The following is a 23231-nucleotide window of genomic DNA, read 5'->3' on the forward strand; positions in this document are numbered from 1 at the left end:
GCACCAGATGAAAGAGACTATAATCGTTGCTATTGGCGGAAACTCATTGGTCAAGGAAAATGGCTTGGATTCGATTCATGACCAATCTGAAGCAGTAAAAGAAGTGGTCGTCAATATTGTTGATATGGTGCAAGAAGGCTACAATGTCGTCGTTACTCATGGTAACGGGCCACAAGTAGGGTTTGGACTAAGAAGATCTGAGATTGCACATGAGATTGCCGGTATGTCTCCTGTTCCACTAGTGAACTGTGGAGCTGATACACAAGGTGGAATCGGTTATTTAATTCAACAAGCTTTAATTAATGAATTTGCAGTTAGAGGGATCCATAAGAATGTGGCTACGGTTATCACGCAAGTTGAAGTAAGCTCAGAAGATCCTAATTTTAAGAATCCGACGAAGCCGGTGGGATCTTTCTTTTCCCAAGAGCAAGCTGAAGAAATGAAACAAGAGCATCCTGAATGGAGCTTTGTAGAAGACTCTGGCCGAGGATACCGTAGAGTGGTTCCGTCCCCAAGACCTATAGATATTGTGGAGAAAGACGCAATTAAGTCATTAATCGATGGGGGATTTGTCGTTGTCGCTGCAGGCGGTGGAGGTATCGCAGTCGTGAAGTCTGATGATAACACGTACAAAGGTATCGATGCAGTTATCGATAAGGATTTTGCCACGAGTCTTTTAGCAGAACAAATCCATGCGGAGACATTAATTATTACAACGGGAGTGTCTAGAGTATGCATCAACTATGGTAAGCCGAATCAAAAAGAGCTTTCCAAAATGACGGTTGATGAGACTAAACAATATGTACTGGAAAATCACTTCCCAGCAGGAAGTATGCTGCCTAAAATCGAGGCAAGTTTAAGCTTCTTAGAGAACAGCGGAACGCGGGTTATTATTACGAATCCGGAAAGCTTGAAAGATGCGATTAATGAAAAGGCAGGCACTCATATCGTAAAGTAAATTTAAGATTTTAGTTCCTCCAGACTTCCGTAGTACACCTAATAACTATATTAAGAGGCGGGAAGTGTAGACATGGATCAAGCAAAATTGGAACAAAATTATGATAAGTACAAATCATACGGTTACGGTGAGGAATTACTGCCTAAAAAGCCTGACCAAAGAGACTGGGGAATGTCCAACTATATAACACTCTGGATGGGCGCTGTTCATAATATTATGTCGTATATGACAGTAGCAGGTTTCTTCGTCTTAGGGTTGAACACAACACAAGTGCTTTTTGCCGTCATGCTTTCAGCCATCATTGTCTCCGCATTTTATGCTTTAAATGGGTATTCTGCTTCCAAATACGGGCTGCCATTCGCGATGTTGCTTCGTGATTCGTTTGGGGTAAAGGGAGCGATTATACCTGCATTAATACGAGGCCTTGTTGCCGGATTAGTATTCTTTGGAACCACTACTGTTGTAGGTGCAGAATCGCTAAATGTTATATTTGCCAGATTTATTCCGAATTATATGGATTTAGGCGGTGGCTTTACATTATTCGGGTTAGCATTCCCGACAATGATCTCTTACGCAATTCTTTGGACAGCAACGGTTCTGTTGTTCTTAGGCGGAATGAAAACATTAGGTAAGTTCGGTAACTGGTCATCTCCAGTAGTGTATGTGTTTATTATTGGTGCTGCTGTTTGGGCGATCAAGATTGCTGGAGGGTTCGGACCGATTTTAGAGTATGTACCAGCGAATCCAAGTTCCAGTCCGCTAGTCTTTATCGCTTGCGTGAGTGCATTGGTATCTAACTGGGCGGGTCCTGTGGTGAATATGTCAGACTTCACGCATCGTGCGAAATCACCAAAAGCGGCTATGATTGGATTGCCTGTAGGGTTTATCTTGTCTTATATTCTTTTTGCCATCACTTGTGTGGCTTTAATCGCGGGTACTGAAATTGCCTTTGGTGAACCGATCTTTAATATCGTTCATGCCATTGATAAAATTGAAAACACTTTCGCGGTTGTTGTATTGATTCTTGCGCTAAACGTAGGAGCAATCGCCTTCGTAGTGTTTGCAAACTTATTACCAGCGGGCTTGCAAATGTCATCCCTTTTCCCGAAAAAATTCACTGTAAAGACTGCAGGTGTCTTAACAGCTATTGTTGGAACTTTGATTTTGCCATGGAAGCTTGTAGAAAGTACGACGACCTTATTTTACTTCTATAGCTTTATCGGGTCCATCTTTGGTCCAATTGCGGGTATTATGCTTTCAAGCTTCTTTATTCATCGGAAAAGAGTATTAAATCTTGATAATATCTATGTCCCAACAGGCAGCAACGGTGAATATAAGAATGGTTACAATCCTGTTGCGATGGCTGTTCTAGCAGTCAGCTTCATCCTTCCTATGTCAGGTGCATTTCTTAAGGGTATCCCCTTCCTAGTTAGGATGAATGATTTTGCTTTCTTTAGTGGTTTAATTGTTTCGTTTGTTCTATACACCATCTTTAGCAAAACACTAAAATCATCCCAATTAAACTAGAGGAGGAATTTTGAAATGGATTACATGAAATTGGCGGTAGATGCAACGATCGAGGGTATGAATAAGAAATTTGGGGGCCCGTTTGGTGCAACGATTGTTCGAGGCGATGAAGTAATTGCAGCGGTTAGCAATACGATGATGAGAGATACGGATCCTTCTGCACATGCGGAAATGGTAGCCATCCGAGAAGCCTGCAAAAAGCTAGACACCATGGACTTATCGGATTGCGTAATATACGCAACCTGTGAACCCTGTCCAATGTGTATGGGCGCTATCATTTGGTCAGGTGTTAAAGAAGTTCATTATTGCAGCACAAGAGACGATGCGAAAGAGCATGGCTTCTCTGACATCCACCTTCGTGAATATTTTGTGGGTCATGATGAGAGTATTGTCAATATGATCAAAGTGGAAGCAAGAGAAGATTGCGATCATTTATGGACGCATTTCCACGAATTAAACAAGAAATAATTCAGGCGGTATCCTATATTTTCCGGCACTATTTTAGTGCCGGATTTTCCTGTTCTTTTACAGAACTACTCAGTAAGATGAAGCTGAAGGAAATCAATCACCTGATGAAGAGCTTTTTGCACTACAGGATTATTGAAATCTTTTTCAAATACATGCTCTCCGTTAGGAATGGTTATAAGCTTTGCGGGTACCCCTTCTTTCACTAGCGCAGCTCTCATGAATGCTGATTGTTCATAGGGTACATCTACATCATTTGTTCCGTGCAATAACAATGTAGGGGGGAATTCCTTAGTTACATGATGAATAGGACAGAATTTGAGGAGTTCTTCCTTATGTAGAGAAGGATTCAAACCCGTCACTTCTTGTATCCACTGACCGGATTGTCTAGCATATAAATAGAGAAGAAAACGTTCGTCAACGGTTGCGTTCGTAATGATTTGATCGGACACCGTACTTTTTGCAATCTCCATAGAGACGATATCTTTTTCACAATAGAATTTACTAGGTTCTAGTGCCCATTGTGCACTAATATCGCCATATCCATAGAAGGAGACAATCGCACGCGGCTTATGGGTAAACATTCCTGTGCATAGCGCAAGGAAACCACCTGCGGAGCTTCCCACCACAGCAATCCTTGAGGGATCAATGGAGAATTCCTTGGGTCCTTCATTCACTAACCAAAGAAGGCCGTCTTGGACATCTTCAAGGATGTCAGATAGGGTTGATCTAGGAGCTAATCTATAATCAATCGAAAACAGCGCAAAGCCATTATTGGTGTAGAGTTGTATCATTTCCTCGGATAGATCTTCTCGATCACCCCAAAGTAGGCCGCCTCCGTGAATGTATACAATAGCAGGGGCTTGGGAACGGTTTGTTTCATAAAAATCAGCTTTAATTGTAAATTGATCATTTTCTTTAAAAATAACGGTCTTCTTCATCACTATCCAATACACCTCATCAAGTAAGTAATTTTTAAAGATTAGCACTACCTCTATTGTATATCATTCACGAATTTTGATGAAACCATAATCATGAATACCCAGGATTGGAGATACTGGCATGGATAGAAAGAGCAGATATCAGGCATTATTTGATAATATTAATCAATACAATTCGGGTGAGAAGGGCATCACTAGAATTGCCTATACAAATGAAGAGCAGACCTGTACGAGTGCTTTTATGCGGATGTGTAAGGCTGAGAATTTAGATATTCGGATGGATCATTGCGGAAATGTGATTGCTAGAAGAAATGGGAAGATAGAAGGGCTTCCACCCGTTGTAATGGGCTCTCACTTGGATACGGTATATCAAGGAGGGAAGTACGATGGTGTGGTAGGTGTAACGGCTGCCTTGGAAGTAATCAAACGTTTAAACGAAAAAGGGATTGAAACGGATCATCCGATCGAAGTTATTTCCTTTGCTTGTGAGGAATCCTCGCGGTTTGGTATTTCAACAGTAGGCAGCAAAGTAATGGCAGGGTTATTTCAGAAGGAGAAATACAAAGATTTAAAGGACAAAGATGGGATTACCATGGAAAAGGCATTTTCGCTATGCGCATTAGATTATAACAGTATTGATCAGGCGAGTAGAGGGGATGAAGAACTAAAAGCGTTTTTCGAATTACATATTGAGCAAGGTCCCGTCTTAATAAACAATAATAAAAAAATAGGAATTGTGACTGGAATTGCTGCACCCGTGAGACTGCATATTCAAATATCAGGGAAAGCGTCCCACTCTGGAACGACACCTATGAATATGAGAAAAGATGCTTTTCTAGGTGCCTCAGAAATAGCACTTGAGCTTGAAAAAGCAGCTAAACTCGAACAAGAATATGGAACGGTTGCGACCCTTGGGGTGATAGACATCTTAAATGGTGCTATGAACGTGGTTCCGGGAGAAGTTGAAATTAAAATTGATATCAGATCTACTTCAGTGGCGTCCAGACAACGTGTGTTAAACCATTTATATCAAACGATATCCTCAGTACAAGCAAGCAGACAACTTGAAATTACGAGTACGGAGATCATTTCGGAGGAACCTGTCCTATTATCAGATGAGATCAGTCATGTTCTAGAATCTATTTGTGAAGAGAAGGGGATATTGAGTCAACGGATGATCAGCGGGGCAGGACATGATGCTATGAACATGAACAAACTTTGCCCAGTAGGGCTTATCTTTGTTCCTTCTGTAGATGGACTTAGTCATCATCCCAATGAATATACAGATATGGACGATATCATTATGGGGATTGATATCTTAGAAGAAGCTGTTCTTCGTTATGCGTTTGTAAGACAAACATAGTTCGTGTTGAGAAGTAAGTCCCAATGTGACATATATAAATGTTACATTGGGCTTTAGTATCTAAATTTCATAATTGTTCGCAGAATTGTTGCTTTACATTAATAAATATTATATTAAAGTTAATATTGACGTTTGTGAAAAAATTCCCATTCAAAAATATTAAATCACAGCGGAAATAGGTCTTTTGGAGGTAACCTATTTTTAATAGAGTATTTAGGACTAGTAATAGTGAAAAAAATATTGGTAAACCTATTGAAAAATAGGGACACAAAGCCATAGGGTCTAAATCTATTTATAGATATGACAGCCGGTTGCATGCAGTGGGAGTTTCATGCTCTTATTTTTTGATGCATATGCAGCCGTTATCATTCTGATAGCGGCTTTTTTTGCTCGTTTTCTAATAAAAAGCGTAATAAATCGGAAAAAGGATGATAGTAGATGGATCAGAAACAACCACTGAGAGTATGGAGAATGATAGGCCTCGTCATAATGGCAACGTTGATATTTTGGGGGTGTTCTTACTATTTCATAAAATGGACTGCTAACTCTTATGAGCAAGAAGCGGTTGCTGCTACATCAGAAGCTACGATACATGCGAGTAAATCGATTGGAAATATGATACAGGGTGGATTAGATTCATTAGATGGAATTGCTGATTCTATTTCGGAAATCAATTATATGGATTGGGATAAGACCAAAAAATATCTGCATCACTTTGATAAAAAATATAATTTTATTCGAATTAGCATCAACAGCCCAGATGGTAAAGCTTACGCATCGGATGGGACAATGTTTGATGTATCAGATGAAGTAGGGTTCCAAAAAGCTCTGCAGGGTATTAGCAGTATTTCTGATCCATTCTTAGATAAGATCTCCAATAAAGAAATTATCACGATCAATAGTCCACTTAAGTTTAAAGGTGAAGTGAAGGGTGCTTTATCTGCCAGCAGATATACACAGGATCTTTATGATGCTCTTGCAGTTTCCTTCTTTAAAGGTCATGGTTATTCTCAAATCATTGATCAAAAGGGACAAGTCATTATCAAATCGAAGAATCTCGAAGAGGATAAGTCAATTGATAACATATTCGAAAGTATAAGTATTGATTCTAGAAATAAGAAACAACTGCAAATCTTTAAAGAGAACATAACCGCAAAAAAATCTGGAGTAGGAATATTTTGGATTTACGGAGAAAGCAAAATGGTTGGCTATTCTGGCATCCAGGGGGTTGAGGATTGGTATATTCTCTCCGTGATACCGAAAGATGTGATCATGGCCAAAGCGTCTCAAATGAGCCAGGCGACTTTTCTATTATGTTTAATCATGTTTGTCTTATTATTGATCATATTTGTAAACATTCTATTAAATAAGAGCAAAATTAGGAAACAGATGGAGAGGATTGCCTTTGAGGATGAGTTAACGCATCTTTCTAGAACGAATAAATTTATTGAAGATGCTCAGTATTTACTTAAAGAGAAACCGAATACAAAGTTTGCTGTGTTGCAATTTGATATTGAACAATTTAAATACATCAATGAAATTGTCGGTTTTCATGAAGGAAATAGCATTTTGATTCAAGTGGCTAATAGCTTAACAGCAAACACATTAGACGAGGATGTCATTGGACGTTTAGGGGGTGATCGGTTTATTCTTTTCACTTCGTATGACAATAAGGCGGAATTAATCATCCGTATACAAGTACTTACTGAACAAATGAGCGACTATACGTTTGGAAATGAAGAAGGTTTTAGGCTAGTGATTAATTGTGGAATTTACTGTATAGATGATCGTCAGAGCGATATCCTCACATGTATTGACCGAGCAGGAATCGCTTGTAAGTCCATTAAAGGTGGATACAAGAGCTCATGCACTTTCTTTGACGAACAATTGTTATTGCAGATACACGAAGAGCAAGACATCGTAAGAAAGATGGATGCTGCCATGACAAATGGTGAATTTATAGTATATTTACAACCGAAAATGGATCTGCGAGTGAACAGTTTTCATGGCGCTGAGGCATTGGTTCGATGGAATGATCCTCAGAAAGGACTTATATCTCCTGTAGTATTTATTCCCATATTTGAGAGGAATCGCTTTATCGTGAAATTAGATTTAATGGTGTTTAAATCAGTATGTATCATGTTGAGTAAGTGGATCCAGGAAGGAATCCAGCCACTTCCGATTTCAGTGAATATATCGCTTATAACCCTATACCATAATGATTTCCTGCTCCATTTGACGAATATTATTAACAGGTACCAGGTACCTGCTCGATTGATAGAGTTAGAGCTGACCGAGTCTATTGTATTCCAAAATTTAGAGTTTGTTAGAGATATTTTGTTGGAGTTGAAACGTAAAGGATTTTCCATAGCTATCGATGATTTTGGGACAGGTTATAGTTCCTTAAATGTATTGCAATATTTCCCTGCTGATGTCATTAAGTTAGACAGGGCTTTTCTGATGAGTAAGTCAAATGATGAGACAGGGAAGATAGTAATTGCAAGTATGGTCAAGCTAGCTAGGGATTTAAATATGAAAGTTGTGGCAGAGGGAGTTGAGACAGAGGAGCAAATTGATTTTTTGAAACAAATAGATTGTGAAATCGCTCAAGGTTATTATTTCGCGAAACCAATGCCAGTAGAAGAATATGAAAGCTTAATTAAAAGTACATAGGAGTGCAAAGCATGAGGAAAATGAGAAATTGGACTATCGTAGGCAAAATTACTGTTACTAATTCAATATTACTGTTAGGTGCTCTGATCATTGCGATCGTTGGTAGTGTGTATTTCAGCAATATGTATGCGAACTCTAGAAGTATGTATAAGAACGATCTTACGTCAGTTTATGCACTTGGGAAATTCGAATCTAATAATCATGAAATAGTAACCTTAACGAATAAGATGATCGCTAGTCATGATCCAAGCGAACTTCAAGAGAGTTATCAGAAAGTTGTTGAGCTTCAAGCTGAAAACAATGGAATCTTGAATAAGTATGAAGAAACACGTTCCCTCCCAAACGAAAAGGAGATTTATGCTGAAGTTTTATCATTAACGAAACAGTATCGGCAAATTCAGCTTCCGATGCTTGAGAAGATGCTGAATACACCTACATATGATCCTAGTGAAGATACCACTTCAAATCTTGAAGCGTTAAATACGAAACGAAATGAAGACCTTGGAAAATTAGTTGGAATGAACTTAGGAAGTGCCCAAAATGCAGATGTTCAGAATAAGAAGCTATTTCAAAAAGGACTTACGGTTAATATCATTGTTGCTTTTCTCGTTATCCTGATTTCAATCGGTTCATATTTGTCCTTGAGAAGATATTTCTCACGAGCAGTAACCATTATCCTGAACTTTTCAGAGGCGTTTGGTCGAGGAGATCTGACTCAAAGAGCTAAGTTTGATGCTGAAGATGAATTTGGTCGAATCGTGAAGTCGCTTAATCATTCGGCAGAGCAAGTACAAACCATCGTAGCTAGTGCTTCTTCTTCAGCACAAGAGTTAGGTGCACTTAGTGAAGAATTATCTGCAACAGTTGAGGAAGTAAATGCTACAATGGATCAAATTTATAATTCCTCGCAAGAGGTTGCTTCTGGAAGTGAATCTTTAAGTGCTACAACAGAAGAAGTAAATGCAACAGTACAAGAGATTATCTCCAATGCAGATCTGCTAAGTAATAAGGCGGGAGTAGCACTAAATACCTCCGAAGAAATTCTGGTACAGGCAGCTTCCGCGAAGGAAAAGGCTGTAGCATCGATTCAATATGCGACAAGTTTGTATGCTGAGAAACAAAATTCCATTATGCATGCGATCGAGGCTGGGAAAGTTGTTAATGAAGTAAGAGAAATGGCCGGGTACATTTCAGAGATTGCAGCTCAAACGAATCTATTGTCCTTGAATGCTTCCATTGAGGCAGCGAGAGCTGGGGATGAGGGAAGAGGATTTGCTGTAGTTGCTAATGAAGTACGCAAACTTGCTGTACAGTCGGAGGAATCGGTAGTGAAAATTCAGAAAATGACACTGCTAGTGGAAGATGCTTTTGAGAATGTGTCCTTTCAATCACAAGCGCTACTGGATTTTATCGATTCGACGGTGATAAGTGATTATGAGAGTTTCGAGCAAGTAAGTATACAATATAAAAATGATGCCGATATGTTTCATGAGATCACAGGTGAAATGGTATCTTCAATGCACGGACTGAAGATATCAATGGCAGAGGTAGATCAAGCGATGACGAATGTTGCCGCAGTATCTCAACAGTCTGCGGACAATGTAAGTGGCATTCGGAATCACATTTCAGATACATTACAAGCGTTTGAAGATGTGGCTGCTTCTTCTGAGCACCAGGCGAATATTGCGGAAATGATGAATGAGACGGTTGGTAAATTTGTGATCGAGTAACACCAAAACAACAGAGCCTTGTTCAGTATGTCTATTTACATCCTGAACAAGGCTCTTCTCTTTTATAGTGTTTGGTTGACAATAACAAAGGAGTGTGTTAAATTTATCTTAAGTTAAAGATAATTAATGTAAAGATAGTTTGGATGTATTGTTTTATGAAACATAGGAACAATGTTGGAAAACAAATTTTTTTGATAGATATCTTAACATTAAGATAATTCAATTAATCTTTCTTGATTTAGGGAATTATATTACAAAATCAAACTAAACTTTAGGAGTGTACAATCATGAGAAATTTAAAAGGGATTCACCACGTTACAGCCATCACAAGCAGCGCAGAGAAGAATTATGAGTTTTTTACTTACGTATTGGGAATGCGTCTAGTGAAGAAAACCGTCAATCAAGACGATATTCAAACGTATCACTTGTTTTTTGCAGATGATAAGGGCAGTGCCGGAACAGATATGACGTTCTTTGACTTCCCTAACATTCCTAAAGGGGTACACGGGACCAATGAGATCGCTAAAACATCTTTTCGAGTACCAACAGATGCTGCATTAGACTACTGGGTAAAGCGTTTTGATCGCCTGGATGTGAAGCATTCCGGAATTAAAGAGCAATTCGGCAAAAAGACATTATCCTTCGTAGATTTTGATGACCAACAATATCAACTGATTTCGGATGAATTTAATGAAGGGGTTGCATCAGGCACACCATGGCAAAAAGGACCGATTCCTTTAGAGTTTGCGATAACGGGTTTGGGACCGATTTTTGTACGTATAGCTGATTTTAGCTATTTTAAAGAAATGTTGGAAAAAGTCATGTTGTTCAAAGAAATCGGCCAGGAAGAAGCTTATCACTTGTTTGAAGTCGGCGAAGGCGGAAATGGTGCGCAAATTATTGTAGAGCATAACGAGGACTTACCGAATGCGCGTCAAGGCTTTGGTACCGTTCACCATGCTGCCTTCCGTGTAGAGGATCGTACCATGCTAGATGAGTGGACTAAGCATTTTGAAGACTTTGGATTCCGTACTTCAGGTTATGTGGATCGTCATTTCTTCGAGTCGCTGTATACACGTGTTGCTCCACAAATCCTGTTTGAGCTTGCAACAGATGGTCCTGGATTTATGGGAGACGAGGAATACGAAACGGTTGGAGAAAAGCTTTCATTACCACCATTCCTGGAACCTAAACGTGAGCAAATTGAGAAGTTAGTTCGCCCTATTGATACCGTTAGAAGCACGATCGATTTCGTAAAAGAGTGAAGAAGGAGCTGGGGAGATTGATCTCGATGGATCCGAAGCACAATAGTGAGCGCGATAATTATAAATTATTAATTGGTACTGTAATTCCTAGGCCCATTGCCTTTGTCACCACACAATCAGAAGATGGCATTTTGAATGGTGCGCCGTTTAGCTATTTTAATATCGTCTCTTCTAATCCTCCAATGGTTTCACTGTCTATACAAAGACCAGCAGGGCGATTAAAAGATACAGCCCGTAATATTTATAACAATCATGAGTTTGTTGTGCATATTGTGGATGGTGAGAATGTTGGGAAGATCAATCAAACCGCTGCCTCATTGCCAAGAGGAGAAAGTGAAATCGAACTAGCAAATCTTACACCGGTCCAAAGTAAAAATGTAACTGTACCTGGTGTATTAGAAGCAAAGGTTCGAATGGAATGTAAGCTTATACAAGCGATACCTCTAGGGGCAGAAGAACCTGGGAGTGATTTATTTATCGGCGAAATCGTTCAGTTTCATATCGATGAATCGATCTATCAGGAGGGCCGGATTGACCCTAGAGCCTTAAATGCAGTGAGTCGTTTGGCGGGATCAAATTACGCTACGATTGGTGAGATTTTTGAAATTGAAAGACCGGAATAATAAACTAAGACCTGTTCGTAAGCGATGAAGCCTACCGAGCAGGTCTTTTTGTGGGCTATTTATAGTCATCAGCTATGCCAAGTAAACCGTAAGGTTTTCTCTCGAAGTTTATCTGGACTGATCGTTCCAGATATGTTATATTGCCATTACAGGAGGTGTTACTCATGGCAAGGACAAGAGAGTTTAACGAGGATCAAGCACTACATCAAGCGATGCTGTTGTTTTGGAAAAAGGGTTATGAGGCAACAAGCATACCGGACTTGCTGCAGGTTATGGGCATTAGCCGATCTAGTCTTTACGATACTTTTTCTGACAAGCAAACGTTGTACATTGCCGCACTGGAACATTACAAAAAGGTTAGCTTCAATAAACAGGTCATTCTTGAACGGGCGTCAAGTGTTAGAGCAGGGATTCAACAATTTTTTGAGCAACATATTACTTCAGCGTACGATACGAGCCTACCCGGCGGGTGTTTTGTAACGAATGCAGCTACAACACTAGAGTCGCGGGATGAAAAAATAAATGAATTGATAAAGACTAGTTTTTTGAATTTAGAACAGGCTTTTTGCGAGCTTTTGGAAAAAGGCCGACAATCAGGTGAAATTGATAAAACCACTGATGTCAAAGCGTGGTCTTATTTATTGCTGAATCTACATCAAAGCATAAATATTATGGCAAAAGCAGATCAAGATCAGCAACGTGCCAAAGAGATGATAAACTTTGTAATTGCAGAAATATAAATTTTTTTTGGTTATTCTGGAACGATCGTTCCGTTATTGTAAATCATCCTTAATGTGGAGAAGAGACTTATGAAAATATCATTTATCGGGCTTGGGAAAATGGGCTTTCCAATGGCCCAAAATTTGTTGAAAGCTGGTAATGAATTAATCGTTTTTAATCGTACTCGTGAAAAAGCGCAACCCCTAATAGATCAGGGAGCGCATTATGCCGAGACACCATTGGAGGCAGCACAAAAGAGCGATATGGTCATAACCATGCTTTCTGACGATGCCGCTTTGGAGGAGATTGTTGAGGGTCCGAATGGAATTTTGAATGGATTATCAGAAAAAGGAATTCACATATCTGCCAGTACGATCAGTGTAGATCTGGCTCGGAAATTATCCGCGGCGCATGCGGAGAGAAAGCAATACTTTGTGTCTGCCACAGTGCTGGGGCGTCCGGATGCCGCTAAAGCAGCTAAATTGCGCATCATTTTGGCAGGTCCGGAGCAAGCCAGACAACAGTTAATTCCTGTTTTAGAACATTTGGGTCAGGAAATATTCGAGATTGGGGATTATAGCGAAGAAGGAAATGTTGTGAAAATAGGTGTAAACTTTTTAATTGCTTCTATGCTGGAAGCTTTATCAGAAACGCAGCTGATGGTAGAAAAGTATGGCATAGAGCCAGCCCGTTTTATGGATGTGGTGAATGCTCTTTTTCAATCTCCCTTATATCAGAACTATGGGGCGATAATGACAGAACAGCGGTTTGAACCAGCTGGTTTTAAAATGAAGCTAGGGCTGAAGGATGTTGCACTGGCTATAGAGGCAGCGCAGTCCGTCCAAGCTCCTCTACCTTTGGGCCAACTTATCCATCATCATTTATCTGAAGGAATAGCCCGTGGTTATGGTGAGATGGATTGGACCGCTTTAATCCGTTGTCTAGAGCATTCTTCTTAAAAAAATAGGTTTGCCCCAAATCTCTGTTGGTTGTAGTGCAGGAGAAAAATTATAAGAGGTGTGATAAACCATGGAAATAGGTGTTACTTCGTTCGTAGAAACAAAGCCGGATATTAAGACTGGAATTGTAATGAGTCACGCACAGCGATTACGAGAAGTAGTCGAAGAAATCGTACTTGCGGATCGGGTGGGACTTGATGTTTTTGGCATAGGTGAGCATCATCGTGAAGATTATGCAGCTTCTTCGCCAGCAATCGTGTTGTCCGCTGCTGCGTCCTTGACTAAACGGATTCGCCTGGCTAGTGCTGTGACGGTCCTTTCATCTGCTGATCCTGTACGTGTGTTTCAGGATTTTGCTATGCTTGACGGCATCTCCAATGGACGTGCCGAGATTATAGCGGGCAGGGGTTCATTCGTTGAATCCTTTCCGTTGTTTGGTTATGGCTTACATGACTATGAGGAGCTATTCAATGAAAATATCGAACTGCTTATGAAAATAAGGGGTTCCGAGAAAGTAACTTGGAAGGGAGGCCATCGGCCAGCAATTCATAATTTGGGCGTATACCCGCGGCCCGTCCAAAGCTCTTTACCAATATGGATTGGCAGCGGAGGTACGCAAAGCTCTGCCGTTCGTGCAGGACTTTTGGGTCTGCCATTGATGTTGGCGATCATTGGCGGGAATCCAATGAATTTTGCTCCGCTTGTAGAGCTGTACAAGAAGGCGGCGGCCCGCGCTGGACATGATGTATCGCAGCTTCAGGTGGGATCTCATTCGATTGGATTCGTCGCAGAAGATACGGAACGGGCAGCAGATATCTTTTTTCCTTCTACCCAATACGGCATGAACAAGCTCGGGAAAGAACGAGGATGGTCGTATTACGACCGTTCCAGCTATGATGCGGCCCGAAGCTTTGATGGCGCATTGTACGTTGGAGATCCAGAAACAGTTGCTCAGAAGATCATTCATCTACGGAAGCATGTAGGTATTACACGCTTTATGATGTATGTTCCACTAAGCACGATGCCGCATGAGCAGGTGTTGCGGGCTATAGAACTGCTCGGAACGGAGGTTGCTCCACGAGTACGAGAGGAAATTGCCAAGTGGGAAGCTGAGAAGGAATAGGGATTATACAAGCAATCATTATTGTATTGGAGGATTTTCATGAGTATCGATAAACGTATACTACCAGAATTAAGAGAGGCATATTCACAATTTCCAGGGTTTCAATTGGAAGAGAATTTAGAGTGGAGCAGAAGTTTAGTGTCGGCTCCGCCAGTGAAGAGATCAGAGCATGTAAACACAACCAGCCGAAAAATTCCGGGTGTTGCAGGGGAGATGCTGGTAAAAATTTATGAACCTGCTGGGCGAAATGCTGACAAGCTTCCAGCTATGCTGTGGATTCACGGGGGCGGATACGTGTTAGGACATCCTGATATGGACGACAAGTTGTGTGAACGCTTTGTTCAGACGGCGAGATGTGTTGTCGTATCGGTTGATTATAGGCTGGCACCCGAGCACCCCTATCCAGCTGCAATCGAAGATTGTTATGCTGGCTTGGTATGGATGACGGAGGAGGCGGAATCGCTTGGCATTGATGAGAATCGGGTTGCAATTGCAGGTGCAAGCGGTGGCGGCGGGCTGACAGCAGCACTTGCGCTGATGGCACGAGATAAAGGTGGACCCTCCATTATCTTTCAGATGCCGTTGTATCCGATGCTCGACAACCGTAACATTGCGCCATCAAGCCATGAGATTACGGAAGAAGGTGCAATCTGGAACCGGACGGACAACTTAACGGCTTGGAACATGTACCTGGGCGAGGAGAACGATGCCAGTAGGATATCTTCCTATGCGGTACCAACGAGAGCGGAAAACTTAGCAGGACTGCCACCAACCTATACATGTGTAGGTCAGCTTGATCTATTCCGAGATGAGACGATCGAATATGTAACACGACTTGCGCAAGCAGGTGTAGATATCGAATTTCACCTGTATCCCGGATGTTTTCATCTTTTCGAAATATTCGTTCCAGAAGCGGAAGTGAGTCAGCGCGCCGTTCAGCGCTATATAGATGCGATGGCCCGGGCACTTCACCCCAAACACTCGCCCTCCCCAAGCGAGAGCTGTTAATAATGCAAGCACAAACCATATGATCATTGCTCCTTGTTCTAGGGTGGTCATTTCATTACACACAAAAAATACACCCTTAGAATCGACCGGATAACCCATAGGTTTATCCAATGTCTATTCCAAGAGGTGTATTTCATAAGATTAAAGCAGGTTAATCTTAACGCAATGTTTTGAGCGCACCGCTCCAAGCCAATACTTGATCAAGCATGCCGTTTACATTGGTCAGGTGAAGATCCGCTGGTTTGAACACAGAACCGTTCTCGAAATCAGTGAACAGTGACAGGGCCGGATGTACACGAACGTCTGCTACTGACAGTTCTCCCAAAATTCCACGTAAATGCTCAGCTGCACGAGCGCCGCCTACGGAACCATAACTTACGATACCCGCTGCTTTGTTGTTCCAAGCTTCACGTGCGTAATCGAGTGCATTTTTCAGTGATGCGGAAATACTGTGGTTGTACTCTTGAACGATAAATACGAAACCGTCTAATGTAGCAAGCTTTGTATTCCAAGCAGTTGCTTGTTCAGTGGCATCAACTTCTCCCATTAGTGGAAGTTTGAAGTCCGCAATATCTACGATCTCATAATTAGCATCTCCACGTGCATCTGCTACCTTTTTAACCCATTCCCCTACTTGTGGGCTTAAACGACCTTGACGAGTACTTCCCAGAATGATTCCGATGTTTAATTTTGACATTGTTTGTTCCTCCTCGATTTTTGTTCTACCAAATAGTTTGTCTAGAAACCCCATGAATTACACAACCTTCAAATAAATAATATTAAGCGTGTTAAGCTCTAGTTGTCTTTAAGTTAAGTATCTTTAACATGAGATAACAATACTTCATCCAGTTTACTTTGTCAAGCAACTTAATAATAGTTAGCACATATTTTTGTCTCATCTTTACAAAATTAGTTGTCTAGAATATAATTGTTTAAGCAACTATTTAAAATGAGCTGAAATGAGAAGAGGGCTGATCATGACAACACAGCATAACCAATCCGAACTAACGTTAGGGTTTATGATGGGAACGACCTATCGTAAGTTAAGCGCGTTATTCCAAAATGGGCTAAAAGAATATGATATTACACCTGAGCAATGGTCAGTTCTTTTTCAAGTCGATAGAACGGAAGGGCTGATTCAGAAGGACATCGCGAAGCGTTCAGGTAAGGATAAACCAACTACGACGCGAATTCTGGATCACTTGGAGGGAAAAGGATTGATTTATAAAAGAACGGGAGAGAATGATCGGCGTTCTTTTAAGGTTTATATTACCGAAAAAGGAAGAGCTTTGATTAAGGAAACCTTTCCTATTGAGGATCAAGTCACAGATGAGATTATGAACTGTATTTCTAGTGATGAATATGAGCTGCTCATGGGATTGCTGCTAAGAATAAACAATCATATCGATCAAATAAATGATGGAGAGTAGGAACGTAAGTTATGCCAGAACAACAAGAACTACGTACGAAGCTTTGGACCAAGTCTTTTATTGCATTAACGATTAGTGCTTTATTTTTATTTATGAATTTACAGATGCTGCTATCTTCATTTCCGTCTTATGTTAAAAGTGAATTTCAAGCCGGAGATATTATGGTCAGCTTGGTTACAAGTGTATTTGCGCTAACTGCGATTGCTTCACGTTTTATGACTGCTTTTCTGATGCGGAGGGTTAGCCGCAATGTACTACTATATATTGGTTTAGCCATCGCGGCCGCCATAACCGGTCTTTATGTGGTAGCAGACTCCATCGGTTCACTATTACTGATGCGGGTAGGCTATGGGATTGGGTTCGGGATTGCCAGCACGATTATTCCCACGATTGTTTCACAGATTATTCCTAGCAAAAGAATGGGCGAAGGGATCGGCTATTTCGGCTTATCAACCAGTCTTGCAATGTCCATTGGTCCTATGATTGGTTTGAACGTAATGAAGCAATCGGGGTTTGGAACACTGGCGATGATCGGAACATTTACCTTGCTTCTTGCCTTTCCAGTTCTGTTCTTCTCACGTTCGCTTCCTGCTGTACCGAAAAAACAGCCTATTGAGCGATCCATTGCACCATCCAAACCAATTAAGGTTCCTTTTAATACAAAGTTAGTATTGCCCGCAATATTGAATGTCTTGCTCGCGATCACTTATGGGGGATTGCTTAGCTTCATCGCTTTATTCGGTGAAGCGGTACATTTAGAGCAAGTGGGTTTGTTCTTTTTATTTAACGCGATTACAATCATCATTATAAGACCTATTTCCGGCAGACTATTTGATAAAAAAGGACCCGCTGCTGTTCTGATTCCTGCAGCGGTTTGTGTTGTCGCGAGCTTAACGGTGCTCTCGTATACGACATCCATGCCAATGCTCATTGTATCCGCACTGCTGTATGGACTCGGCTTTGGAGCCATTCAGCCAACTATACAGGCTTGGATGCTTCGGACGTCTACACCTGCACAGTATGGTATGGCAAACAGTATGTTTTATAACTCAACAGATTTAGGGGTAGCCAGTGGGGCCATTATTCTTGGGGCAATCTCGGCGGCATCCGATTATGGGATGATGTATCGTTATTCTGCTGGGTTCATGGTGCTGTTCCTAATGATTTATATTGGGATTCAGATTACTAAGGCCAGAAATAACCCTTCAGCTTTAAGTCAATAAGGGATGATTTCAGATTAAGCTAATCTTTAGGTACTATTCATATTCTTTTAAGCTAAGAGGGTTATAGTAATCATATAACCCCCTTATAATATAGACCTTGACCCTGCCGGACGTTGGCGGGGTCCTTTTTTTGTGTGAAAGTATACTAAGGACAAACCCGAATTAAAGGAGTTATAATATTGAAAGCGATTAATTAATGGCATACAGGATATGGTGGTGAATAGATGGCGAAGCGAAACCGATTTATTAGCATTAAGACAAAATTGGTTGTCTTTTTTCTCTCTATTGTCTTAATTCCGATCTTTACGATGTTCATCAATTCCTATATTTCCTCACAGCAGCTATTGGAGAAGAAGTATACAGACTTACTTATGGATATTTCACGGCAGTCCAATACTCGTATTGAAGAGTTCTTAAACGATACGGAGAAAATATCACTGGTCTCCAGCTATGGGATCAACAGCTATGTATCTGCTATCTCGCAGGAAAATTATCCAATCCAGAATTATCTTTATAATAGCTCTAAGAGTAATGAGAATCAGGCCATTCAGCTCCTGATGAACTATATCACGATGAAGGATCAAGCCTATTCGATATACATCTATAACTTTAATGGTGGAAAGGACTTATACATCAGCTCTAATAAACCAGTAGATTATACATATAATCCTAGCGAGGAGTTATGGTTGAAGGATTTCTTGGCTTCAGACGATATCACGAGAGATATCCCTACTCATTTGGATTTGCAGACCAAAAAAGAAGACAACTGGGTGATTTCCAATATCCGAAAAATATTTGATATGGAGGACGGACAGCTGCTGGGCGTAATGGTCATCAGTATTGATATTGATTTTATTAACAAGCTAAATGACAGGCTACAATCAAGCAGTCGCACTGCCTTTACGATAGTAGATGAACAGGATACGGTGATTTTCAACAGCAATTATAATCTGATTGGCAAACCATTTAGAGAAGTGTATCCGCTAAATTTGCAGGAGCAGCAGATAGACTCGGGGGAACAGAAGGTTTCTACTCGAGCAGAAGACTATATTTTGGTACAGACCGCTTTTGAAGAGCATGATTGGAAGACCTATCTGTATATGCCAGTGAAGAACTTGTCGGCAGAGGGTGATGTGCTCAAACGGAATTTATATTTAATCGTGCTTATACTGATTCTGTTTGCCTTCTTTATTTCGTTCTATTTATCCAATCTAATCACTCGGCCGATCAAACAACTGATGAAAAACATAGTGCTCGTTGAAAAAGGAAAGTTTGATAACCTGCCTGTCGTGAAATCGAATGACGAGGTAGGATTGTTGGCTGCACGATTTGAGCTAATGTCTGCGGAGTTAAAGCAACTTGTCGAGCGGATCTACCAAGAACAAGAGGAGAAGGCTGAGGCCGAGATACGGGCATTGCAAGCTCAGATCAACCCACACTTTTTGTACAATACATTGAATTCTTTAAAGTGGATAGCCTCAATGCAGCGTTCAGATAAAATTGTTGAAATGACGGAGGCGCTGATCTCTATCCTTCGTTACTCCACTAAAAATGACAGCAGGATTGTTCCCATTCGTGAAGAGTTGGCCCATATTCGCCACTATATCACGATTCAAAAGGTACGTTATTTCAATAAAATCTCAATGTCTTATGAGCTGGATGAGACCTTGCTGGACTATCCTATTCTGAAGCTGAGTATTCAGCCCATCGTAGAAAACGCCATCTTTCATGGCATTGCCGACCTTGAGGAAGAAGGGAATATTACAATTTCTATTGGAGCAACCGGGGAGCAAGATATAGCGGTGATCATTAAGGATAATGGGAAGGGAATGGATGAGGAGAAAGTCAATGCACTTCGCCTGCAGTTGCGGGGAGTTGAACAGGCTACTGGCGGTATTGGGATCTCCAATGTTCATAGTCGTATCCAGCGAGTATTCGGTCCCAGATATGGGATTACCATTAGTAGTGAGGTAGAGGTAGGAACAACCTTTATTATTACAATTCCACAAAGAAAATGAGGCGATTGCCATGATGAATGTAATCATTGCCGATGATGAACTCTTGATGCGCATCGGCTTGAAATCGATGATTGATTGGGAGGAGCAAGGATTTCAGATTATTGGGGAGGCTGCGAACGGCAAGGAAGCGTTGGAGATCGCCCGCATACAGCCACCAGATCTCATCATTACCGACATCAAAATGCCGGTAATGGATGGCCTAGCACTGATTCGTGAAGCATCGGAATTCTTAGAGTCTTGCCAGTATGTTATCCTGAGCTGTCTCGATGAATTTCAGTTTGCTAAAGAAGCCCTTCGGCTTGGAGCTGTAGACTATTTAATTAAGAGCGATATTAAGCAGCATCAGCTTCTGGAGGTCCTTGATGTTGTTAGGAAAAGACTGCACAAGTCTTCTTCCCGCAATGATAAGAACATCTTTCCAGAGCAGTACAAGGAAGGCATTAGTTATATAAAAGAAACGTTATTCAAGGAGTTATTCAGTGGTTTTCGTAAGGAAGAGGAGGTTATCCATCTTCGCGAGTCGCTGAGGATTACGTTGATACAGGGACCGATGGTTTTGGTGAAATTAAAGGTGGACCGTTTTGATGATATCCGGAAGAAATATGTGGAACAGGATGAGAAGCTGCTGCGTTATGCCGTGGTAAATATTCTAGAGGAGATCATTCCGCGTAAATGGCAGAAGGAGATTATCATTGAGAATTCTGCGGAATATTTGCTAATAATGAACATAGTGGCAGCCAATGAATCGCTTCCCCGAGAGGACTTGAATAAATTATTTGAGAAGATTCTGTTGGCGATGACGGATTTTCTCAATATCTCCTTTTCTATAGGGGTGAGTTCGTTAGCGCCTGGCTTCAGTGGACTAAAGCTTGCTTATGGGGAAGCAGATGCAGCATTGCGAAATCATTTCTTTGAAGGCGAGAGTAAAATCATCTATTTTGAAGCCAGTAATGGCACAAATGAACGCGGACGGAACAGCTATAGCCTTAGCCGGGAGGAAGAAACGAATTTCCGCCTAATGGTAGACAACGGTGGAGAAGGCACTACCGCTTACATGGAGCAATTGAAAAAGCGTCTGTATAGTGATGGAGTGTCCGAAGAGGATATTCGTAAAATGTATATGCGTATTCTTTCGCTAATTACGTCTTGTTTTCCAAGTACGCCAGAGTTTCCTGAGGGGGGATATACACCTTATGAGCAATTGTTGAAGGAAGAGAACTTAGAGGGATTGCATCAACTCGTATTGCAGTTTCTTCAGCAGTGTCTCCAGCATAATAAGTCGTTGAACGAGTGGCCGCAGTCCTATGCTGAACTGGCGAGTGCAATCATCAAGGCGCAATTTGCCGAGGATCTTTCGCTGCAAATCGTAGCTAGTCAAATTAATGTGAACCCATCCTATCTTAGCAGAGTATTTAAGCAGGAGACGGGTGTGAATTTTGTGAATGCTTTGACGCGGGTGCGAATTGAGACGGCTCAGTATTATTTGCGGACTACAAGATATAAAGTATATGAGATCGCGGATAAGGTTGGATACCGTAACACAGCATATTTCAGCAAACTATTTAAAAAAGTGACAGGCATTACGCCTGATGAATATCGGGGTTGAGGTTTGTGAACAAGCTCAAGTAAAGAAATGAATCTACAAAGTAAAAAAAGTGCATAGCGGGCTATGCACTTTTTTGGTTTGTCCTAAAGGTTGTAAAGAAAGTGAAAAGGGTAGTAAAGAACATTGATTTAGTGAGATGAGCGTTTCAATTATGATTGGAAATGTAAAGAAGATAACTTATAAGGGGGTTATGTTAATGAAGAAAAAAATATTTCCATTCATGTTAGTGGTCTTACTGATGATGACGGTGTTATCAGCTTGTGGAGGAAACAAGAATAACAATGCAGCTACTGATAACGCTAAGAATGGGGACGCTGCGGCGGCAACGGATGCTTCAGTAACTAGCGGGGAAAAAGTTACATTGAAATACGCCATTTGGGATTCCAATCAGGAAAAAGGACTACGGACGATGGCTGATGAGTTCGAGGCTGCGAATCCGAATATCAAAATCAGTATTGAAGTCACAGGCTGGGCAGAGTATTGGACTATGCTTGAAGCAGGTGCAACAGGCGGTGCCTTGCCAGATGTATTCTGGATGCACTCCAATGAAATTTACAGATATGCTTCCAACGGCATGCTGATGGATTTGAACGACAGAATTAGTGCTAGCAAAGCAGTAGATATGGGTAAATTTCCGGAAGGCTTATCCAAGATCTACAACTTTGAAGGCAAACAGTTCGCCATTCCAAAGGACTACGATACGATCGGACTTTGGTACAACAAAACATTGTTTGATCAAGCAGGTCTGAAGTATCCAAACGACACTTGGACTTGGGATGACTTGTACAAGGCAGCTAAAGCTTTAACTAAAGATGGTGTTTATGGTATTTTGACACCCCTTCATAATCAGGAAGGTTATTACAACTTTGTTTATCAAAACGGTGGAACCATCATTACAGATGACAAAAAATCAGGATACGATGATCCCAAAACGATTGAAGCTTTAGAATATTATGTAAAATTTATTCGTGATGGTCTTTCGCCAGAGGTGTATGGGGACAGTGAACGCGCAGAAGCATTGCAAAACGGATTAGCGGCGATGGGCTTTTTTGGATCATGGAACCTTAGTGGCTTTACGTCAAATGAATTTATGGCTAAAAACTTTGATGTAGCTGTTCTGCCTAAACAAGTGAAACAAGCATCAATCTTTAATGGCCTTGGTAATGCAATCGCGGCTAAAACGGAACATCCAGAAGAAGCTTGGAAATTCGTCGAGTACCTGGGTTCTAAAGAAGGTCAAGAAAAACAAGCTGAACTTGGTGTAGCAATCTCAGCTTATGAAGGTGCAGCAGATCTTTGGCTCACTTCTAATAAAACGTTCAACATTCAAGCGTTTATAGATATGGTGGATTACGCTGTGATCAGACCTTACTCTAATACAACTGCAGTTTGGGAAGATAAAGCTTATGAAGCCTTAAAACCTGCATTTTCAGGAGCAGTTCCGGTTGCGGATGCTGCTAAAGCTGCAGCTAAGATTATGAATGAAAGTCTTGCTGAAGAGAAATAAGGTACAGTTTCTTAGAGAATAGACGTGAACCATATAAAGTTGCGGCAACCTTAGGGTTGCCGTAATTTGATAGGAGACGATAAACGTGAGCA

19 protein-coding genes and 1 riboswitch are annotated in these 23231 nt (G+C 41.0%); of the genes, 17 read left to right on the forward strand and 2 right to left on the reverse strand.

Translation table 11 applies throughout. The features are described 5' to 3' along the window. Nucleotides 1-7 precede the first annotated feature (7 nt). From arcC to NST74_RS05140, 3 genes are all read left to right on the forward strand, one after another. The gene (gene arcC, locus NST74_RS05130; RefSeq protein WP_042124596.1) at nt 8-958 is read left to right on the forward strand and encodes a carbamate kinase; all 951 of its coding nucleotides are present in this window, start codon (nt 8-10) and stop codon (nt 956-958) included. A gap of 72 nt (nt 959-1030) precedes the next feature. Continuing rightward, on the forward strand, nt 1031-2485 hold the full coding sequence (locus NST74_RS05135) for a cytosine permease (protein WP_042124598.1): 1455 nt from the start codon (nt 1031-1033) through the stop codon (nt 2483-2485). Nucleotides 2486-2500: 15 nt separating this feature from the next. After that, a complete protein-coding gene (locus tag NST74_RS05140) occupies nt 2501-2953 on the forward strand; it encodes a nucleoside deaminase (RefSeq protein WP_339289441.1) in 453 nt (150 codons plus the stop codon). Between the two features lie 65 nt (nt 2954-3018). Here the strand turns inward: NST74_RS05140 and NST74_RS05145 are convergent, their stop codons facing one another. Further along, nucleotides 3019-3891, reverse strand: coding sequence for an alpha/beta hydrolase (locus NST74_RS05145; RefSeq protein ID WP_042131873.1), 873 nt, complete (start codon nt 3889-3891; stop codon nt 3019-3021). Between the two features lie 121 nt (nt 3892-4012). On the opposite strand from NST74_RS05145, the gene NST74_RS05150 reads away from it, so the two are divergent. From NST74_RS05150 to NST74_RS05190, 9 genes are all read left to right on the forward strand, one after another. Further along, complete coding sequence (locus NST74_RS05150; protein ID WP_341110794.1) at nt 4013-5254, forward strand: M20 family metallo-hydrolase; 1242 nt, start codon at nt 4013-4015, stop codon at nt 5252-5254. 232 nt (nt 5255-5486) lie between these two features. Beyond that, nucleotides 5487-5573, forward strand: a riboswitch (cyclic di-GMP riboswitch). A 119-nt stretch (nt 5574-5692) separates the two neighbouring features. Beyond that, the gene (locus NST74_RS05155; protein WP_341110795.1) at nt 5693-7927 is read left to right on the forward strand and encodes a bifunctional diguanylate cyclase/phosphodiesterase; all 2235 of its coding nucleotides are present in this window, start codon (nt 5693-5695) and stop codon (nt 7925-7927) included. 11 nt (nt 7928-7938) lie between these two features. Continuing rightward, nucleotides 7939-9657, forward strand: a complete 1719-nt coding sequence (locus NST74_RS05160; RefSeq protein WP_341110797.1) for a methyl-accepting chemotaxis protein — start codon at nt 7939-7941, stop codon at nt 9655-9657. 287 nt (nt 9658-9944) lie between these two features. After that, the gene (locus NST74_RS05165) at nt 9945-10922 is read left to right on the forward strand and encodes a ring-cleaving dioxygenase (protein WP_341110799.1); all 978 of its coding nucleotides are present in this window, start codon (nt 9945-9947) and stop codon (nt 10920-10922) included. 17 nt (nt 10923-10939) lie between these two features. Further along, complete coding sequence (locus NST74_RS05170; RefSeq protein ID WP_341115830.1) at nt 10940-11545, forward strand: flavin reductase family protein; 606 nt, start codon at nt 10940-10942, stop codon at nt 11543-11545. A 164-nt stretch (nt 11546-11709) separates the two neighbouring features. Next, complete coding sequence (locus tag NST74_RS05175; RefSeq protein ID WP_042124609.1) at nt 11710-12285, forward strand: TetR/AcrR family transcriptional regulator; 576 nt, start codon at nt 11710-11712, stop codon at nt 12283-12285. Between the two features lie 69 nt (nt 12286-12354). Further along, the gene (locus NST74_RS05180) at nt 12355-13224 is read left to right on the forward strand and encodes an NAD(P)-dependent oxidoreductase (protein WP_341110800.1); all 870 of its coding nucleotides are present in this window, start codon (nt 12355-12357) and stop codon (nt 13222-13224) included. 70 nt (nt 13225-13294) lie between these two features. Continuing rightward, nucleotides 13295-14347, forward strand: coding sequence for an LLM class flavin-dependent oxidoreductase (locus NST74_RS05185; protein ID WP_341110801.1), 1053 nt, complete (start codon nt 13295-13297; stop codon nt 14345-14347). Nucleotides 14348-14386: 39 nt separating this feature from the next. Further along, on the forward strand, nt 14387-15355 hold the full coding sequence (locus tag NST74_RS05190; protein WP_341110803.1) for an alpha/beta hydrolase: 969 nt from the start codon (nt 14387-14389) through the stop codon (nt 15353-15355). Between the two features lie 157 nt (nt 15356-15512). Here the strand turns inward: NST74_RS05190 and NST74_RS05195 are convergent, their stop codons facing one another. Beyond that, the gene (locus NST74_RS05195) at nt 15513-16052 is read right to left on the reverse strand and encodes an NADPH-dependent FMN reductase (RefSeq protein WP_042124617.1); all 540 of its coding nucleotides are present in this window, start codon (nt 16050-16052) and stop codon (nt 15513-15515) included. Nucleotides 16053-16332: 280 nt separating this feature from the next. Here NST74_RS05195 and NST74_RS05200 point away from each other — a divergent pair, with 280 nt between their 5' ends. From NST74_RS05200 to NST74_RS05220, 5 genes are all read left to right on the forward strand, one after another. Then, nucleotides 16333-16785, forward strand: coding sequence for a MarR family winged helix-turn-helix transcriptional regulator (locus NST74_RS05200; RefSeq protein WP_042124619.1), 453 nt, complete (start codon nt 16333-16335; stop codon nt 16783-16785). Nucleotides 16786-16796: 11 nt separating this feature from the next. After that, nucleotides 16797-18008 (forward strand): MFS transporter, encoded by a 1212-nt coding sequence (locus tag NST74_RS05205; RefSeq protein WP_341110805.1) that lies wholly within the window; start codon nt 16797-16799, stop codon nt 18006-18008. Nucleotides 18009-18232: 224 nt separating this feature from the next. Beyond that, nucleotides 18233-20026 carry a cache domain-containing sensor histidine kinase gene (locus NST74_RS05210; RefSeq protein ID WP_341110806.1) on the forward strand — a complete coding sequence of 598 codons (1794 nt, stop codon included), beginning with the start codon at nt 18233-18235 and terminating at the stop codon, nt 20024-20026. Between the two features lie 10 nt (nt 20027-20036). Further along, a complete protein-coding gene (locus NST74_RS05215) occupies nt 20037-21632 on the forward strand; it encodes a response regulator (RefSeq protein WP_341110807.1) in 1596 nt (531 codons plus the stop codon). 196 nt (nt 21633-21828) lie between these two features. Continuing rightward, on the forward strand, nt 21829-23139 hold the full coding sequence (locus tag NST74_RS05220; protein WP_341110808.1) for an ABC transporter substrate-binding protein: 1311 nt from the start codon (nt 21829-21831) through the stop codon (nt 23137-23139). The last annotated feature ends 92 nt before the right edge of the window (nt 23140-23231 follow it).

Source organism: Paenibacillus sp. FSL F4-0125 (assembly GCF_038008565.1).
Lineage (GTDB): Bacteria > Bacillota > Bacilli > Paenibacillales > Paenibacillaceae > Paenibacillus_AQ.

What these genes read in the sequence shown, in the direction of transcription:
- arcC (WP_042124596.1), top strand. Translation starts at nt 8, where the DNA reads ATGAAAGAGACTATAATCGTTGCTATTGGCGGAAACTCATTGGTCAAG.
- NST74_RS05135 (WP_042124598.1), top strand. Translation starts at nt 1,031, where the DNA reads ATGGATCAAGCAAAATTGGAACAAAATTATGATAAGTACAAATCATAC.
- NST74_RS05140 (WP_339289441.1), top strand. Translation starts at nt 2,501, where the DNA reads ATGGATTACATGAAATTGGCGGTAGATGCAACGATCGAGGGTATGAAT.
- NST74_RS05145 (WP_042131873.1), bottom strand. Translation starts at nt 3,891, where the DNA reads ATGAAGAAGACCGTTATTTTTAAAGAAAATGATCAATTTACAATTAAA.
- NST74_RS05150 (WP_341110794.1), top strand. Translation starts at nt 4,013, where the DNA reads ATGGATAGAAAGAGCAGATATCAGGCATTATTTGATAATATTAATCAA.
- NST74_RS05155 (WP_341110795.1), top strand. Translation starts at nt 5,693, where the DNA reads ATGGATCAGAAACAACCACTGAGAGTATGGAGAATGATAGGCCTCGTC.
- NST74_RS05160 (WP_341110797.1), top strand. Translation starts at nt 7,939, where the DNA reads ATGAGGAAAATGAGAAATTGGACTATCGTAGGCAAAATTACTGTTACT.
- NST74_RS05165 (WP_341110799.1), top strand. Translation starts at nt 9,945, where the DNA reads ATGAGAAATTTAAAAGGGATTCACCACGTTACAGCCATCACAAGCAGC.
- NST74_RS05175 (WP_042124609.1), top strand. Translation starts at nt 11,710, where the DNA reads ATGGCAAGGACAAGAGAGTTTAACGAGGATCAAGCACTACATCAAGCG.
- NST74_RS05180 (WP_341110800.1), top strand. Translation starts at nt 12,355, where the DNA reads ATGAAAATATCATTTATCGGGCTTGGGAAAATGGGCTTTCCAATGGCC.
- NST74_RS05185 (WP_341110801.1), top strand. Translation starts at nt 13,295, where the DNA reads ATGGAAATAGGTGTTACTTCGTTCGTAGAAACAAAGCCGGATATTAAG.
- NST74_RS05190 (WP_341110803.1), top strand. Translation starts at nt 14,387, where the DNA reads ATGAGTATCGATAAACGTATACTACCAGAATTAAGAGAGGCATATTCA.
- NST74_RS05195 (WP_042124617.1), bottom strand. Translation starts at nt 16,052, where the DNA reads ATGTCAAAATTAAACATCGGAATCATTCTGGGAAGTACTCGTCAAGGT.
- NST74_RS05200 (WP_042124619.1), top strand. Translation starts at nt 16,333, where the DNA reads ATGACAACACAGCATAACCAATCCGAACTAACGTTAGGGTTTATGATG.
- NST74_RS05205 (WP_341110805.1), top strand. Translation starts at nt 16,797, where the DNA reads ATGCCAGAACAACAAGAACTACGTACGAAGCTTTGGACCAAGTCTTTT.
- NST74_RS05210 (WP_341110806.1), top strand. Translation starts at nt 18,233, where the DNA reads ATGGCGAAGCGAAACCGATTTATTAGCATTAAGACAAAATTGGTTGTC.
- NST74_RS05215 (WP_341110807.1), top strand. Translation starts at nt 20,037, where the DNA reads ATGATGAATGTAATCATTGCCGATGATGAACTCTTGATGCGCATCGGC.
- NST74_RS05220 (WP_341110808.1), top strand. Translation starts at nt 21,829, where the DNA reads ATGAAGAAAAAAATATTTCCATTCATGTTAGTGGTCTTACTGATGATG.